Annotated in this window: 15 protein-coding genes; 7 read left to right on the forward strand and 8 right to left on the reverse strand. The window is 64.2% G+C overall.

The genetic code is table 11. The features are described 5' to 3' along the window. Positions 1–206 precede the first annotated feature (206 nt). Entirely contained in the window at positions 207–1,310 is a 1,104-nt protein-coding gene (locus HB777_30245) for a saccharopine dehydrogenase family protein (GenBank protein ID QND67803.1), read from the reverse strand. Positions 1,311–1,432: 122 nt separating this feature from the next. On the opposite strand from HB777_30245, the gene HB777_30250 reads away from it, so the two are divergent. After that, positions 1,433–1,861 (forward strand): Lrp/AsnC family transcriptional regulator, encoded by a 429-nt coding sequence (locus tag HB777_30250; protein QND67804.1) that lies wholly within the window; start codon positions 1,433–1,435, stop codon positions 1,859–1,861. A gap of 191 nt (positions 1,862–2,052) precedes the next feature. On the opposite strand, the gene HB777_30255 is transcribed toward HB777_30250, so the two are convergent. From HB777_30255 to HB777_30270, 4 genes are all read right to left on the reverse strand, one after another. Beyond that, entirely contained in the window at positions 2,053–3,423 is a 1,371-nt protein-coding gene (locus HB777_30255; protein ID QND67805.1) for a HAMP domain-containing histidine kinase, read from the reverse strand. Then, positions 3,420–4,097 (reverse strand): response regulator, encoded by a 678-nt coding sequence (locus HB777_30260; protein QND67806.1) that lies wholly within the window; start codon positions 4,095–4,097, stop codon positions 3,420–3,422. The genes HB777_30255 and HB777_30260 overlap by 4 nt, the downstream gene beginning before the upstream one ends. Positions 4,098–4,455: 358 nt before the next feature. Continuing rightward, positions 4,456–5,253 carry a hypothetical protein gene (locus tag HB777_30265; protein QND67807.1) on the reverse strand — a complete coding sequence of 266 codons (798 nt, stop codon included), beginning with the start codon at positions 5,251–5,253 and terminating at the stop codon, positions 4,456–4,458. 32 nt (positions 5,254–5,285) lie between these two features. After that, on the reverse strand, positions 5,286–5,543 hold the full coding sequence (locus HB777_30270) for a hypothetical protein (protein ID QND67808.1): 258 nt from the start codon (positions 5,541–5,543) through the stop codon (positions 5,286–5,288). Positions 5,544–5,820: 277 nt separating this feature from the next. Between HB777_30270 and HB777_30275 the strand changes: the two genes are divergently transcribed. After that, positions 5,821–6,456: an isoprenylcysteine carboxylmethyltransferase family protein gene (locus tag HB777_30275; protein ID QND67809.1), complete on the forward strand. Its 636-nt coding sequence runs from the start codon at positions 5,821–5,823 to the stop codon at positions 6,454–6,456. A 7-nt stretch (positions 6,457–6,463) separates the two neighbouring features. Here the strand turns inward: HB777_30275 and HB777_30280 are convergent, their stop codons facing one another. After that, entirely contained in the window at positions 6,464–6,949 is a 486-nt protein-coding gene (locus HB777_30280; protein ID QND67810.1) for a hypothetical protein, read from the reverse strand. Between the two features lie 219 nt (positions 6,950–7,168). Here HB777_30280 and HB777_30285 point away from each other — a divergent pair, with 219 nt between their 5' ends. Next, positions 7,169–7,534 carry a RidA family protein gene (locus HB777_30285; protein QND67811.1) on the forward strand — a complete coding sequence of 122 codons (366 nt, stop codon included), beginning with the start codon at positions 7,169–7,171 and terminating at the stop codon, positions 7,532–7,534. 32 nt (positions 7,535–7,566) lie between these two features. Further along, positions 7,567–8,802: an amidohydrolase/deacetylase family metallohydrolase gene (locus tag HB777_30290; protein QND67812.1), complete on the forward strand. Its 1,236-nt coding sequence runs from the start codon at positions 7,567–7,569 to the stop codon at positions 8,800–8,802. A gap of 191 nt (positions 8,803–8,993) precedes the next feature. Here the strand turns inward: HB777_30290 and HB777_30295 are convergent, their stop codons facing one another. Continuing rightward, positions 8,994–10,784: an NAD(P)/FAD-dependent oxidoreductase gene (locus tag HB777_30295; protein ID QND67813.1), complete on the reverse strand. Its 1,791-nt coding sequence runs from the start codon at positions 10,782–10,784 to the stop codon at positions 8,994–8,996. Between the two features lie 113 nt (positions 10,785–10,897). After that, the gene (locus HB777_30300; protein QND67814.1) at positions 10,898–11,842 is read right to left on the reverse strand and encodes a MurR/RpiR family transcriptional regulator; all 945 of its coding nucleotides are present in this window, start codon (positions 11,840–11,842) and stop codon (positions 10,898–10,900) included. A 322-nt stretch (positions 11,843–12,164) separates the two neighbouring features. Between HB777_30300 and HB777_30305 the strand changes: the two genes are divergently transcribed. From HB777_30305 to HB777_30315, 3 genes are all read left to right on the forward strand, one after another. Beyond that, on the forward strand, positions 12,165–12,992 hold the full coding sequence (locus HB777_30305; GenBank protein QND67815.1) for an ABC transporter ATP-binding protein: 828 nt from the start codon (positions 12,165–12,167) through the stop codon (positions 12,990–12,992). Then, a complete protein-coding gene (locus HB777_30310; GenBank protein QND67816.1) occupies positions 12,989–13,849 on the forward strand; it encodes an ABC transporter permease in 861 nt (286 codons plus the stop codon). The genes HB777_30305 and HB777_30310 overlap by 4 nt, the downstream gene beginning before the upstream one ends. Before the next feature lie 70 nt (positions 13,850–13,919). Then, positions 13,920–15,083 carry an ABC transporter substrate-binding protein gene (locus HB777_30315; protein ID QND67817.1) on the forward strand — a complete coding sequence of 388 codons (1,164 nt, stop codon included), beginning with the start codon at positions 13,920–13,922 and terminating at the stop codon, positions 15,081–15,083. Positions 15,084–15,234: the final 151 nt, after the last annotated feature.

Raw genomic sequence — 15,234 nt, forward strand, 5'->3', positions numbered from 1 at the left:
CCGGAGGGGGAGAGGTGGCGCTGCGTAGCAGCGACGGAGTGGGGGAAGGCGGTCCTCGAATGCGCTGCCGTTGGCAATTCAATCAGGGCGCGGCATCGCCCCGGCCCGAAATGACAACACCTGAGCGGGTCGACCCCCACTCCGTCGAGCTTCGCTCGACACCTCTCCCCCGATCGACGGGGGAGAGGAAAAGGGGCGTAGGCTCCTCAGCTCGCGAGCCGGCTCACCATCTCGTGCTGGGCGTAGGCGCGGCCGAAGCGGTTGGCGAGGAAGGCGTCCAGCGCGATGTCTTCCTGTTTGATGAAACCCGTCGCCGGCAGGCTGCCGTCGGCCAGCATGTCGAGCACGGCGCAGATGCCGGAGGCGGTGGTGATCTGGATGGCGCTGCGCACCTGGTCGCCGACGCGCTTGGAGTAAATCTTGTTGGCGTAGGTCTCCTGCAGCAGGCGGCCGTTCTTGCGGCCGGAGACGGTGACGAAGACGATGACCACGTCCTGCAAGGTTGCCGGCAAGGCGCTCTCGAAAATGTCCTTCAGCACGTCGCGGCGATGGCGCAGGCCAAGATCGTTGAGCAGCGCCTTCATGATCGCGGCGTGGCCGGGGTAGCGGATGGTGCGGTAGTTGAGCGTGCGCACCTTGCCCTTCAGCGTCTCGGCCAGCGTGCCGAGCCCACCGGAGGTGTTGAACGCCTCGTAGGTGACGCCGTCGAGCGAGAACTCCTCGCGCTCTTCCAGCGGCGGCACTTCGACCAGTTCGCCTTCGACAATCGCTTCGCAAGGCTCGCAATATTCGTTGATGACGCCGTCGGTGCTCCAGGTCAGATTGTAGTTCAGCGCATTGGACGGATATTGCGGCAGGGCACCGACGCGCATGCGCACGCTTTCCAGCGAATCGAAGCGGCTGGCGAGATCGTTGGCGACGATCGAGATGAAGCCCGGCGCCAGGCCGCATTGCGGAATGAAGGCGCTCTTGCCCGAACGCGCCAGTTCCTTGACACGGCGGGTCGAGACGACGTCCTCGGTCAGGTCGAGGTAGTGCACGCCGGCACTGGCCGCCGCCTCGGCGATGCGGGTGGTCAAATGGAAGGGAGCGGCGCTGAGCACCGCGAATTTGCCGGCGAGTGCGGCTTCCAGGGTGCCGGCAGCTTCGATGTCGAGTTCCAGCGTCGCAACCGTGGCCGGCACTTCGGCGGCAGCAAGCTGCGCCGCCGAGCGGTCGACGAGCGTGACCTGATAATCCCCCGTGGCGGCGAGCATCTCGGCAATGGTCGAGCCGATCTTGCCGGCGCCGACAACAACAATTTTCTTCATGTCCGATCCCTCACGCAAAAGCTTGTTCTGTGAGCAGAATCGCAGCTTGCCCGTCGAAAGGAAGCGTGGAATTGTTCGAAACGAAACTCTGATTGCGCAATCCGCCGACAGGAATCGTCGAAATGCTTAGTGACGCCGAACAGGCCCTGCTTTCCCTGCTGCGCGAGAATGCGCGCGCCTCGACCGCCGAGCTCGCGCGGCGGCTTGGCGTTTCCCGCACGACCGTGCAGAGCCGCATCGAGCGGCTGGAACAGCGCGGCATCATCACTGGCTATGGCGTTCGGCTGGCGCCGGACTATGAGCAGGGGTTGGTGCGGGCGCATGTGCTGCTCACCGTGACGCCCAAGCTCGCCGACAAGGTGGTGCGCGGTCTGCGCGCGCTGGCGCCGGTCAGGACGCTGCATTCGGTCAGCGGCAATTTCGACATGATCGTCATCGTCGACGCGCCGTCGATCCGCGACCTCGACATGCTGCTCGACCAGATCGGCGCCATGGACGGGGTCGAGCGGACCCTGTCGTCGATCATCCTGTCGACGCGTATCGATAGGTGAGGGCGGGGCTTCTAAGAACTTGGGTTCCTCGCCTCCGCCAGAGGCGGGGGAGAGGTGGCCGCGAAGCGGACGGAGAGGGGGCTTTCGTAGGGCGTTCCCCTCTCCGTCTCGGCTTCGCCGAGCCACCTCTCCCCACTCTCGTGGGGCGAGGAATCCAAGCTGGGCTTGAACAGCACCAGGCGTTTCGCCGGCTAATCCATCGCCAAGGGAAAACTCACCACCACCGCAAGGCCTGGCTGCCCATCCTCGAGCGTAATCGATGCGCCATGCAATTCGGCTATCGCCCTGACGAGGCTGAGGCCCAGCCCGCTGCCCGGCGTCGACCGGCTGTGGTCGAGCCGGTAAAGCCGCTGGAACACGTTTTCACGCTCGTCGGCAGGAATGCCGGGACCATTGTCGGCGACGCCGGCGACAACGCGTTCGCCCTGGCGCGTCACCGACAGTTTGATGGATGTGCCTGGTGGACAATGGCGCAGCGCGTTCTCGACCAGATTGGCGAACATCTGCGTCAGCAACTCGCGATCGCCGTGGATCCAGTCCGTCGTGTCCTGCAGTTGAATCAACGACAGCGATTTTCCGTCGTCCTCGGCCACGTCGGCATAGATCTCGGCGATGGTTTGCAGGACCTCGCCCAGGTCTACATCGGTGAACCGCGCCCGGCGGGCGCCGGCCTCGATCTGCGCGATGCGCAGCAGCGCATCGAAGGTCTCGTTGATCTGCAGGCTCTCGGCATGCGCTTCCGCCAGTTCACCGGCGACCTCTTGACCCGACAGGTTCTTTTCCGACGCGGTGTCGAGAATCATCTGCAGCCGGTTGAGCGGCGTCTTCAGATCGTGCGCGATGTTGGCGCTGACCTGTTTCATGCCTTCGACCAGCGCCGACAGGCGGTCGAGCGCCGCATTGACCTGGCTGGAGACGATGTCGATGTCGTCGCCCTTGCCGGTCAGCTGAATGCGGGTGTCCAACCGTCCATGCGAGACATCCACCATTGTGGCGGCGATGCCGTCGAGACGGCGCTGGACGCGCGAGGCAAGCAGGGCGCCGCCGGCGACCGCCAGCCCGGTGATGATCAGCGTTGCCCAGCCGAAGCTCATCAGCGCCACCTGTTCCAGCTCCTCCGTCTCGGAAAGGCTGAAGGCTACCGTCAGATTGTTGCCGCCGATCGAACCGGAATAGGCACGGTACTCGGTGTCCGGCGGCACGCCGGGCAATACCGCGTCGAACATCGAGAACCCGTCGGGAAGGCCGGTCGCGGTGAAGTTGCCGGCCAGTCGACTTCCGGCCGCGTCGGTCAGTGAAAACAGCTGCTCCTTCTTGGGGCTGAGCTTGGCATGGCTTTCGATCGTGGCAACCATGTCCTCGAGGTCGTTCCCGGCATAGGTCGCCGTCACCACCGAATAGGTTTCCTTGATGGTCTCGTCGAGCCGTTCGGCAAGATCGGCGCTCATCATCTGGTAGACTATGGCGCCCGACAGAATGAAGGCCAGCATGAACAGGAAGGCGAAGGTCAAGGCGAGCCGGAACGGCGTGCTGCGCAGCAGGCGCGACCATGTTCCGGTCATGGCGCCGCGTGCAGGCTGTAGCCTGTGTTGCGGACCGTGTGGATGAGCTGGGTTTCGAACGGTTTGTCGACCTTGGCCCGCAGCCGGCTGATATGCGTTTCGACAACGCTGGTCCTGGGATCGAAATGAAAATCCCAGACGCGTTCCAGAAGCATGGTGCGGGTGATGACACGGCCTTCGCCGCGCATCAGCACTTCCAGCAGGCTGAACTCCCTGGGCTGCAGATCGATCGGCTGGCCCTGCCTGACAACGCGCCGCATGATCAGGTCCATCTCGAGGTCGGCGACCCGCAGAACGGTCTTCTGCTCCTGCGCGGCCGGCCGCCGGCCAAGCGCGTTGATGCGGGCGAGAAGCTCGGAGAAGGCGAAAGGCTTGACCAGATAGTCGTCGCCGCCCGCCTCGAGGCCCTCGACACGGTCGTCGATGCCGCCGACCGAGGTGAGGAAGATCGCCGGTGTCCGTACGCCTGCTGCGCGGACCGCCTTGACCATCGACAGGCCGTCGAGGCCCGGGATCATGCGATCGGCGATGATCACGTCATAGCTGCCGCTGGTGGCGGCGAAAAGCGCGTCATGGCCGTTGCGAAGCAAATCGCAGACATGGCCGGCCTCGGTCAGCCCCCTGACGATGTAGTCGGCCGTCCTGTGGTCGTCCTCGACAAGAAGAAGTCGCATGAAAGGTCCGGTCCGTTGCCGAGATGGAGAGGTTACCACCGGTGCCGATCCGTTCCTAGGATGTCACGAGGGTGCAGGCCCGACGCGGCTAGAACGTTCAAGATTGGCCGAAGCGCCCTCGCGTTCGTCATCCTAGGGCGGAGCAGGAGCGAAGCGACGTCGCGGAGACCCTAGGATCCATGCCGCGACCTGGGCCGAAGAGCGCAGCGGAGCAGAATTCAGCACCGTGGCGACGCGTTGGAGTCGCGGCATGGATCCTCGGGTCTGGGCCGCGTCGCTACGCTCCTTGCTCCGCCCGTGGATGACGAAGCGGTGGGTTTTTTCGGCAATTGTCAACGCTAGCGCATCCGCCCTGCACCTAGTCCGCGTCCAGCAGGATCTCGTCGGCATCGTCTGCTGTTTTCTTCAACGTCATGTAGAGGACGAGGGCAAAGATGCAGCCGAGGAAGATCAGGCTGGTGAAGGTGGTGCCGAAGCCGAGACCGCCATATTCGACCGGCTGCGACAGCAGGTCACCGAAGGAGGCGCCGAGCGGGCGCGTCAGGATGTAGGCAAGCCAGAAGGCCAGGATGCCGTCGAGATTGAGCAGCCAGTAGGCGAGCGCGATCAGCGCGATGACGCCGCCGAACAGCAGGCCTGTGGTGAGGTAACCCATGTCGAAGCTTTCGGCGACCAGGTCGCCGGCGGCGGTGCCGAGCGAGAAGGTCAGCAGGATCGCCAGCCAGTAGAAGATCTCGCGCCTGGTGGTGAAGATGGTGTGGATCGACAGCGTTCTTTCGCTGGCGTACCAGACCGCGAATGTCGCGGCGAGCGCCACTGAGAAGGCAATCGTCGTCGTCTGCAGGCGCACGCCGAAAGTGTCGACGAGGTTGTCGGTGACCAGCGTTCCGACGACGCTGATCAGCACCACCTCCAGCCAGTAGGCCCACGGTACATAGCGTTTCTGCGCAAACTGCAGGACAAGGGCCGCGATCAGCACACCAGTCATGATCAGCGAGGTGACGGTGAGCCCAAGGCCGAGATTGACGGCGAGGTAGTCTGCCGCCGTCTCGCCCATGGTCACGGCCATCAGCTTGATCAGCCAGAAATCGAAGGTGACGTCGGGAACCCTGTTGTGGTCCGGTGCGATCGTCTTCGGCACATTGGGAGAGAGCATGGCTGATATCCTGAGGCTGGTGGTTCGCGGAATTACTTGCCCATGACCTTCATGGCCTGAGCGAAGAAGTCGTCGGCGCGCTTGTCGTCGTCCGCATTGCAGCGCTCGATGCCCTTGGTCTCCAGCTCCGAGACCTTCGCCTTGTCGGCGGCGCTGAGCGTGGCCGCGGCCTCGGCCGCGCGAAGGGTTTTCAGCGTCTCCTCGCAAGGCGCGGTGGCGGCAAAGACGGTGGAAACCGCGCCGGAGACGGCGAGGGTGCCGACTGCGATGGCAAGCGCAAATCTTCTCATGAAACCATTCCCTGTTTGATGCCGGTGGTCCGGCTGTCGCAATTGAAGCTGGCCCATAAATGGCAGGCCGGCATCCGAACGATAGGGGAAGCGACTTCACCCCAGCCTGTCCGGCGGCATACAAATTCGTAAGAATGGGCGTGGGTCGCGCAAAAAGCCTTTACGAATGCCTTGCGATGCGCTGATGGAATGCGGGTGCCTTGCATCCGCCATCAATGTGGTGACCAGTGCCCCGAACCTGCCCAACGCCGCTTGTCGAAGCCCAAGGAAAACAAGAATGACCTACGCTTCCCTCAAGCCGGTTTCACAGGCCTTCGACCAGCGCAAGCGGTTGATCTTCGTGCGGGCCGCGGCGGTGCTGGCGGTGCTGCTGCTGTTTCTCACCAAACCGGCGCTGACCGAGGGCTCGGACGGGCACGAGACGCTCGAACTCCTCGGCTTGTGCCTGGTGCTCGCCTGCGTCGTCGGGCGGCTCTGGAGCATCCTCTATGTCGGCGGCAAGAAGAACGAGGAACTGGTCTCGACGGGGCCGTTTTCGACAACCCAGAACCCGCTCTATTTCTTCTCGACGGTCGGCGCGGTCGGCGTCGGCTTGCTCTACGGCTCGGTGCTGGCGGCGCTGGCGCTGGGCCTCGCCAGCTTTTTCATCTTTCGCGTCACGGCGCGCAAGGAAGCTGAATTCCTGCTCGGCAAGTTCGGCCCGGCCTACCTCGCCTACACCAAGGACACGCCCCGCTTCTGGCCAAATCCCTTTCTGTACCGCGACCATGACGAGCTGCAGTTCTCGACGCGGGCGCTGAAGCGCACATTTTTCGACGGGCTCTATTTCCTCGCCATCTTCCCGGCCATCGAACTGGTCGAGCATTTCAGGGCGACCGGCCTGCTGTTTCCAGCCCTTGTCACGCTCTACTGATCGGTTTCTAGCTGCCGAGCGGATGCGGCATGTAGCCGACGAAGCCCGCGATCTTCCAGCGTCCGCCGACCTTGGTGCAGAAATACAGCGTCTGCCATTTCAGCCTGTCGACACTGCCGTCCGCTTTGGCGACCGAGCCGTCGAATTTCTTGTGCAGCACGGCGCGGTCGCCGTCGACATCGATGTCGCGCATGTTGGTGACGCGAAACAGCGCCTCGCGCAGCGGCTCGGCGAATTTGGTCGCCGCCGTCTCCTTGGCCTGGCGCAACCACTCGTCGCGGTAGACTTCCAGCCTCGGAAACTGCAAGCGCCAGGCGTCGGCGTTGTGCAGGAAATGCGCATGCATGCCGAAGAAGCTTTCGGCGACGAAATCATTCTCGACCATCGCCCAGTCCTGGCCGATGAAGGCGTCGATGTCGCGCCGCACCAGCATTTCCCAGAGCGCGTGGCGATCGGCATCGCCTGATGGAAACGGGTTCTTGTCGTAGGTCATTGCTGTCGTCTCCGGTCCGGCAAATGCGTCTGTGCGTTACGGCTGCAAGGCAGCCAGCCGGCGCGCACGATGCAAGCGCTTCTGTAATAAAGCAACATGAATTTCTGGGAATGTTGCTTTCCAACAAGGCCCCTATGAGGATCGCCCCGATCGGGGTAAATGTCGACGCAAGCGGGCGCCGCCATGGCATCCCGTCCTGTCATCAAAGGAGGCCTTCCCTTGCCCAAGCAATGTTTTGGAACGTCGCATGTGCCGTTGTCGCCCGCCGTGCGGGCCGGTGATCTCGTCTATGTCTCGGGCCAGGTTCCGGTCGGCAGCGACGGCATCGTGGTCAAGGGCGGCATATCCGAACAGACCGAGCAGGTGCTCGCCAACATCAAGGCCGCACTGGCGCTCGCCGGCTGCACCCTGGACGATGTCGTCAAGACAACGGTCTGGCTGGAAGACGCGCGCGATTTCGGCACCTTCAACGCGGTCTATGCCCGGCACTTTCCGAAGAACCCGCCGGCCCGCACCACGGTCGAATCGCGGTTGATGATCGACATCAAGATCGAGGTTGAGGCCATCGCCTACCGGCCACTCTGAGAAAGCAAAGCAACGAACCGGAGGTGACCCCAATGCAATTCGACCTCCTGCTGAAGGGCGGACGGCTGATCGATCCGGCGTCCGGGATCGATGCGCCGCGCGATGTCGCCATCGCCAATGGCCGCGTTGCCGCTGTCGATGCCGATATCCCGGCAACCAGAGCCGCGCAGGTCATCGATGCCGGCGGCTGCATCGTCACGCCAGGTCTGGTCGACCTGCACAGCCACGTCTATTGGGGCGGCACCTCGCTCGGCGTCGATGCCGACCGGCTGGCCGCCAAGAGCGGCACCACCACCTTCATCGATGCGGGCAGTGCTGGCGCCGGCAATTTCCTAGGCTTTCGCCGCCATGTCATGGAGCGCTCGAAGGTGCGCATCCTGGCCTATGTCAACATTTCCTTCGCCGGCATTTTTGGCTTCTCGCAGACGGTGTCGGTCGGCGAATGCAGCGATCTGAGGCTGTGCGAACCGCGCGAGGTTGTGGCAGCGGTACGCGAACACCGCGATGTCGTGGTCGGTGTAAAAGTTCGCTCCGGCAAGCATGCCGGCGGCACCAGCGGCATCGCCCCGGTGGATCTCGCGCTGGAGGCCGCCGACCAGGCCGGCCTTCCGCTGATGGCGCATATCGACGAGCCGCCGCCCGGCCGCTCGGAAGTGCTGCCGCGGCTGCGCAAGGGCGACATCCTCACCCACTGCTTCCGCCCGTTCCCCAATGCGCCGGTGTTCGCCTCCGGCGCGGTGCGGCCAGACATGCGGCTGGCGCGCGAACGCGGCGTCATCTTCGACATCGGCCATGGCATGGGCTCGTTCGATTTCGCGGTCGCCCGCGCCATGCTCGAGGAAGGCCTGGCGCCGGACGTGATCTCGAGCGACGTGCATCTCTACTGCGTCGACGGGCCGGCTTTCGACATACTGGTCTGCATGTCGAAGCTTCTGGCACTCGGCATGCCGCTGGTCGAGGTTTTGCGCGCCGCGACGCAAGCGCCGGCGCAGGCGATCGCCAGGCCCGATCTCGGCACGCTGGCGGTTGGAACTGTCGGCGATGTCGCGGTGCTGCGGCAGCGCCCGGGCCGCTTCACCTTCGTCGACGCGGTCGGCGCCTCGCTGGTCGCCGACCAGCGGCTGGTGTCGGAGGGTATTGTCATCGGCGGCACCTGGTGGCCGAACGAGGCGGTTAACGATGTCAGCGAGACCGAGCGGTTTGTGGCGCATGCCGCGCATACCCATGTCGAGGTTGCGGCGAGGCACTTTGGGCATCGGCACGATTAGCCGATCTCCCCCTCGTGGGGGAGATGCCCGGCAGGGCAGAGGGGGGCGTGACGGAATGCAAACCTTCGCCATCCTGCGACCCGACCCGATAATCTTTTCGAAGACACGGCTGCCGTCGGTTGATAAGCCGGCGGGACAGCGCCCCCCTCTGGCCTGCCGGCCATCTCCCCCACGAGGGGGGAGATCGACCTTCACCGACCCGAATTGCTGAACGCCCCATAAACCGGCGTCTCAACCCCTTCCATCCGCGCCTTGATCTGCAGCGCTACATATTTCGAATAAAACCGCGACAGCGCCAGATTGCCGCCGTGGAACCACAGCGCTTCCTGCGCGGTCGGCTTCCACATGTTGCGCAGCTCGCCTTGCCATGGGCCGGGGTCGCCCTTGACGCCCGAGCCAAGTCCCCAGCAGGGGCCGACCTTGTCGGCGACCTCGCGTGAGACGATCGCCGCCACCGTCTCGTTCATCGACTGATAGCCGGTGCAGGCGATGATGGCGTCGGCGGCGAGTTCGGTGCCTTCCTCGAACAGAATGCCGCTCGGTGTCAGCGACTTGATGGCGACGCCGCTGCGGACGCCGATCTCGCCGTCGATGATCAGGCTGGAGGCGCCGACGTCGATGTAGTAGCCGGAGCCGGTGCGGTAGGCCTTCATCAACAGGCCGGTTTCGTCGTCGCCGAAATCGATGGCGAAGCCGGCGGCGCGCAGGCTGATATAGAAGGCCGCGTCGCGCGCCTTGATCACCTCGTAGAGCGCGCGCTGGCCCTTGGGCACCAGCGCGAACGGCGTCGAGGCGACGATCATGTCGGCCTTCTCGGTGGTGATGCCGCGTGCCAGTGCGTCTTCCGAAAAGATCTCGAAGCCGACTTCCATCAGCGTGTCCGACTTGACCACCGTCGTCGGCGAGCGCTGGACCATGGTGACCTCGGCACCGCTTTCCCAGAGGTCGACGCAGACATCGTGGCCCGAGCTTGCCGCGCCGATGACGGCGACACGTCTGCCGCGGAATTTCTCGCCGCTGGAATACTGGCTGGAGTGCAGCAATTCGCCCTTGAACTGATCGGCGCCCGGCAGATCGATCCGCCGTGGCGGACCATAGGCGCCGGTGGCGAAGACGATGTGCTTCGGCTTCAGCGTGATCTGCCTGCCGACGCGGTCGACCACCACGGTCCAGACTTTCTCCGCCTCGTCATAGCTGGCGCTGAGGCATTTGGTGGCGACCCAATAGTTGAGCTCCATGACGCGCGTGTACATTTCCAGCCAGTCGCCCATCTTGTCCTTGGGCGTGAACACCGGCCAGTTTTCGGGGAAGGGAATGTAGGGCAGATGGTCGTACCAGACCGGGTCATGCAGCACGAGGGTGCGGTAGCGGTTGCGCCAGGAATCACCGGGCCGAGCATTCTTCTCGATGACGATGGTGGGCACGCCGAGCTGGCGCAGCCGCGCGCCCAGCATGATGCCGCCCTGGCCGCCGCCGATGACCAGGCAGTAGGGCTGCTCGTCGGCGCCGAGTTCGCGCGTCTCGCGCGCCCGCGCCTCGCCCCAAGTCTCGCGCCTGGGGTCGGCCTTGTGGCGCACACCCAGCGGCCGCGCCGCGCCCTTGCGCTCCTCGAACCCTTTGAGGTCGGTCATCGCCGTGAACAATGTCCGGCAGCGGCCGTCACGCAGCCGCATGATGCCCTCTCCTGATGCCACTGCGGTTTCGAAGCTGAACCAGGCTTCGATGGTGCCCTCGTCCGAGGTCGCCTCGCCGGTCAGTTGCCACCCCGTCGGCTTGGTCGTCTCCAACGCCGCCGCCAGCATGTCGGCGATCGCCTCGCGGCCTTCCATGGTGGTGATGTTCCAGGTGAAGGTCAGGAGATCGCGCCAGTAGCAATCGTCGCCGAACAGGTTGCTCGCGGCGGCCACGTCGCCGGCTGCGAGTGCCTGCGCCAGGGATTCGAGCCATGCGGCGGCCTGTTTCGTCGGTGCTATTTCGAGCATTTCTTCCCTCTTCCTGCGTGCGTCTAATCTGTGTTGGAATGGTAACTGTCGGACCCGGCGCTGCCCCTCATCCGCCTGCCGGCACCTTCTCCCCGTGAACGGGGAGAAGGGAGCTAGTCTCCGAGCGGCTCCATCTCCTTGCCGGTGCGGTGGATCTGGGCGTTGTATTTGATGCGGCGCACCGTCTCGCGGGCCGAGCCGTCGAGCTTGTAGGCCGAGGCCACCGCCAAAAGGTCGATCGCCGCCAGGAAGGCGAAGCGCGACGCCGTCGGCTTCAGCGTATCGGGATATTCGGGCACCGCCACCGTCAGCCTGACGTCGCAGGCGCGCGCCAGTTCGGTGTCGGGCGCGGTCACCGCGATCGCATTGGCGCGGTAGTGCTTGGCGAGTTCGACGGCCTCGATGACCTCGCGGGTGCGCCCCGTCGCCGAAATGGCGATCACCAGATCGCCGGGCTTGAGCGTCGAGGCGGTCATGCGCATCAGATAGGGATCGCATTGGGCGCTGATCGATATGCCGTAGCGGAACAGCCGGTACTGGGTTTCCTGCGCCAGCGCCGAGGAGCTGCCGCCGAGGCCGAAGACTGTAACCTGGCGCGCCTTGGCGATCAGCTCGGCCGCCTTCTGCAACTGCGCCGGGTCGAGCTGCCGCTCGGCTTCCTGCAGTGCCCGGCGGGCCTCGCCGAACACGGCGTTCCAGAACGGCATGCCATTGTCGTTGCTGACGGAAGGCGACTTGGCCAGATAGAGCGCACCGACGACGAGGCTCTGCGCCAGCTTCAGCTTGAAGTCGCGCACGCCCTCGCAGCCGATGGCGCGGCAGAACCGGGTCACCGTCGGTTCGCTGACCCCGGCGCGCTTGGCAAGTGCGGCGTTGGAGGCGTCGACGGCGTATTTGACATCGTCGAGCACGACATCGGCGACACGCCGTTCGGCCGGACGCAATTCGCTGTAGGAATCCTTGACCAGCGAGATGATGTCGGGGATGCGCCGGACAGGGTCGCGCCCCTCAGCGTCGTGGCCTGAAACAGGCTCGTCCTGGCTGCCAGCTTCGATCATGGAGTCCTGGTCTTTCCCTGGGTTGCGAGGCTGTCGTCTTAGCATGTTTGCACGCCGTGGCTCCATGTGCCTGACCGCATCGCAACCGGAAACCTCACCTTCTCCGCTTCCTTCCAGCCCGTGCGAGTTCCGAAGTATGTAGGAAAGCAACATATATTTCAAGGTCATGAAAACATCGTGAAAACAATTGGATAGCTATGAAAGCCCATTTTTGTGATATGGGTACCAGCGCTCGTGCTTGACAGGAAAGTAGGATAGTTACAGACTGATTTTCGCGGTCGGGTGAGCCAGTGGGTCATCGCGCAATCTTCCCGGGGGGCAGATGAATACGGGCGATGCAAGAAACCCGAAGCTTGGCGTGCAGGCAGCGACCAAGATCTATCACACGGCCTCCGGCGACCTGCTGGCGCTGGACGGTTGCAGCCTCGACATCAGTGCCAATGAAATCGTCTCGATCGTCGGCCCTTCCGGCTGCGGCAAGACAACGCTTTTGTGGTCGATGTCGGGCCTGCACAGCCTGACCAGCGGCGAGATCCGGCTCGACGGCAAGGCCATCACCGGACCGCATCCCGATATCGGCATCGTCTTCCAGGAAGCGAACCTCCTGCCGTGGCGCAATCTCGACGCCAACATCCGCTTCCCCTTCGAGATCAAGGGCGAGAAGCCGGACCGGGCGTGGATCGCGCATCTGCTCAACCGCGTCGGTCTCGACGGTTTCGGCGGCAAGTTCCCGCGCGAGCTGTCGGGCGGCATGCAGCAACGCGCGGCGATCGTGCGGGCGCTGGCGCTGAAACCCTCGGTGCTGCTTATGGACGAGCCGTTCGGCGCGCTCGACAGCTTCACCCGCGAGGAGATGAACCGGCTGGTCGAGGAGATCTGGCTCGACACCAAGACCACCATCGTCTTCATCACCCACTCGATCGAGGAGGCGATCTTCCTGTCCGACCGGGTGGTGGTGCTGAGCGCCCGGCCGGGCCGCGTTGCCAAGGAGTATCGCGTGCCGTTTGCGCGGCCACGCTCACTGGAGATCATGGCGACGAAGGAGGTCTTCGACCTCACCAACCGGATCAAGATGGACATTGTCGGCGAACGTACGCGGCCAAAGGCGGCGGAGCGCCCGAGCGCAGAGATCGTGAGGATCAGACCGTGAGCGGGGGCGACGCGATTCCGGAATTCTCGAAGTCCAAGTCGGGTGCCAAGTCTGGCGAAGGCCATGAGGTCAGCCTGACCAACCTGTCTGCCTTCGCCAGCGGCCCCGGCATCAAGTCGGGCAAGGAGGTGGCGGCCATTCTTGCGGTGGCGGTGATCATCATCGGCGGCATCGAACTGGCGCTGCGGCTGTTCCACGTGCCGCTCTACATTATGCCGCCGCCGAGCTCGATCGCCTATGCGCTGTTCGACGAATTTCCGCTGATCGCGCCGCATCTCGGCTACACGCTGGTCGAGCTGGTGTCCGGTTTTGCGATCGGCGCCGTCATCGGTCTCATTTTGGCTGCGGTCATCACCCAGTTCCCGTTCGCGGAAAAGATCGTTGCGCCCTACATCCTGCTTTTGGTCACCACTCCGATGCTGGCGCTGGTGCCGCTTTTGATCCTGCGCTTCGGCTTCGGCTACACGCCGCGCATCATCGCGGTGGCGCTGGCCGCCGGGCCGATGGTGATGATCAACGCCGCCACCGGCTTTCGCCGCGTCGACAGCGCCAAGATCGCACTGGCGCGCTCCTATGGCGCCAGCACCTTGCAGATCTTCTGGAAGATCCGCGCGCCGATGGCGCTGCCGATGATCCTGGTCGGGCTGATGATAGGCGCCATCTTCGGCCTGTTGACCGCGGTCGGCGCCGAAATGGTCGGCGGCGGCTTCGGCCTCGGCAACCGGCTGACCACCTATTCGTCGATGATCCAGATGCCGCAGTTCTTCGCGGTGGTGCTGATCCTGTCGACGCTCGGCATCCTGATCTACGTGCTGTTCTTCCTGATCGGCAAGAAGTGGGCGAGCTGGGAGGCTTAGACACAAAGGTGAAGGCGGCGCCCGGGAGGCGGGCGGCAAGAGACTGACGTCAAACAAAAAGGGGAATGCCATGACCAAAGACAATTTCATCCACCCGGCGGGAATGAGCCGCCGCTATTTCCTGCAGGTGACCGGCGCCGGCCTGGTGACGGCAACCGCGCTCGGCGCCACGGGCCTGAAGGCCCGGGCCGAGCCATATGGAAAATTCACCTGGATCTCGCCGCGCGGCACGCTCGAAGTGCTCGACGACTATCCCTACTGGGCAGCCAAGAAGGCCGGCTATTTCGACGGGCTGGACACCGACATGCAGCCGGGGCCGTCGGACGGCACCGCGACGGTGAAGTTCGTCGATGTCGGCCAGGCCGATATGGGCTTCCCTTCGCCCGGCGTGTTCTCCTTCGCCATCCAGAACGGCATGAAGCTGAAGTCGGTGTTCCACATGGGCGCCCGCGACACGTTCAGCTTCGCCTTCCGCAAGGGCGAGGGGTCGAACGATCTGAAGAAGCTGGAAGGCAAGACCATCCTGCTCGGCTCCGCCGCCTGGCAGTCGATCACCGATCCGCTGCTGGCCGCTCAAGGCGTCGACATCAAGAAGGTGAAGTATGTCGAGGCCGGCTGGCCGACCTGGGGCACAGCACTCGCCGGCGGCCAGGGCGATGCCGCTTTGGCATGGGAAGGCCTGCGCGCCGAGTGGATCGCCAAGGGGCTCGACTTCGAATACTGGCTGGGCGTGCAGAATTCCAAGCTGCCGGCCAACACCTTCGTCGTGCGCGCCGCCGATCTCGAGGATCCCGACCGCAAGGCGTTCCTGGAGAAGTATCTGCGCGGCTGGGCGATGGGCCTCGAATTCGGCTACCAGAATCCCCGCGCGGCGGTCGAAGCGGTGTTCGAGCAGTTCCCGACGCTGGCCAAGAATCTCGGACCCGAACTTGGCACCACGTCGATCCTGCAGCAGATCAACGTCTTCCGCGGCGACATGGACAAGCGCGGCGGCTGGGGCTCGCATGACATGGCGAGCTGGCAGGGCTTCTTCGACGAGATCCACAAGATCGGCCAGATCACCGCTCCGGTGAAGGCCGAGGACGTCTGCACCAACGATTTGATCGGTCCGGCCAATGATTTCGACAAGGCCAAGGTCAAGGCCGATGCCGACGGATACAAGTTGTCGGAAGGTTTTGCCGCGCTCGATGTCGAGAAGATCAAGGCGCATCTGTTCGATTCGGCGATCAAGTAGGGCTGCAATTGTCGAAGTCGGCGCCGCCCCTCACCTGCCTGCCGGCATCCTCTCCCCGTAAACGGGGCGAGGGACGCTGTCATCGCCGATTTCGCCAATCTCCAATGTCGCTAAGAAGGCGCCAGCGTCGCGGCCAGCGCATCTCTCCCCG

Origin of the sequence: Mesorhizobium loti, from assembly GCA_014189435.1 — a bacterium.
GTDB lineage: Bacteria > Pseudomonadota > Alphaproteobacteria > Rhizobiales > Rhizobiaceae > Mesorhizobium > Mesorhizobium loti_G.

Excerpts from the sequence above, each read along its gene's own strand:
- HB777_30250 (QND67804.1), top strand. The coding sequence starts at position 1,433 with ATGCTTAGTGACGCCGAACAGGCCCTGCTTTCCCTGCTGCGCGAGAAT.
- HB777_30245 (QND67803.1), bottom strand. The coding sequence starts at position 1,310 with ATGAAGAAAATTGTTGTTGTCGGCGCCGGCAAGATCGGCTCGACCATT.
- HB777_30280 (QND67810.1), bottom strand. The coding sequence starts at position 6,949 with ATGACCTACGACAAGAACCCGTTTCCATCAGGCGATGCCGATCGCCAC.
- HB777_30275 (QND67809.1), top strand. The coding sequence starts at position 5,821 with ATGACCTACGCTTCCCTCAAGCCGGTTTCACAGGCCTTCGACCAGCGC.
- HB777_30305 (QND67815.1), top strand. The coding sequence starts at position 12,165 with ATGAATACGGGCGATGCAAGAAACCCGAAGCTTGGCGTGCAGGCAGCG.
- HB777_30300 (QND67814.1), bottom strand. The coding sequence starts at position 11,842 with ATGATCGAAGCTGGCAGCCAGGACGAGCCTGTTTCAGGCCACGACGCT.
- HB777_30255 (QND67805.1), bottom strand. The coding sequence starts at position 3,423 with ATGACCGGAACATGGTCGCGCCTGCTGCGCAGCACGCCGTTCCGGCTC.
- HB777_30260 (QND67806.1), bottom strand. The coding sequence starts at position 4,097 with ATGCGACTTCTTCTTGTCGAGGACGACCACAGGACGGCCGACTACATC.
- HB777_30290 (QND67812.1), top strand. The coding sequence starts at position 7,567 with ATGCAATTCGACCTCCTGCTGAAGGGCGGACGGCTGATCGATCCGGCG.
- HB777_30270 (QND67808.1), bottom strand. The coding sequence starts at position 5,543 with ATGAGAAGATTTGCGCTTGCCATCGCAGTCGGCACCCTCGCCGTCTCC.
- HB777_30315 (QND67817.1), top strand. The coding sequence starts at position 13,920 with ATGACCAAAGACAATTTCATCCACCCGGCGGGAATGAGCCGCCGCTAT.
- HB777_30265 (QND67807.1), bottom strand. The coding sequence starts at position 5,253 with ATGCTCTCTCCCAATGTGCCGAAGACGATCGCACCGGACCACAACAGG.
- HB777_30295 (QND67813.1), bottom strand. The coding sequence starts at position 10,784 with ATGCTCGAAATAGCACCGACGAAACAGGCCGCCGCATGGCTCGAATCC.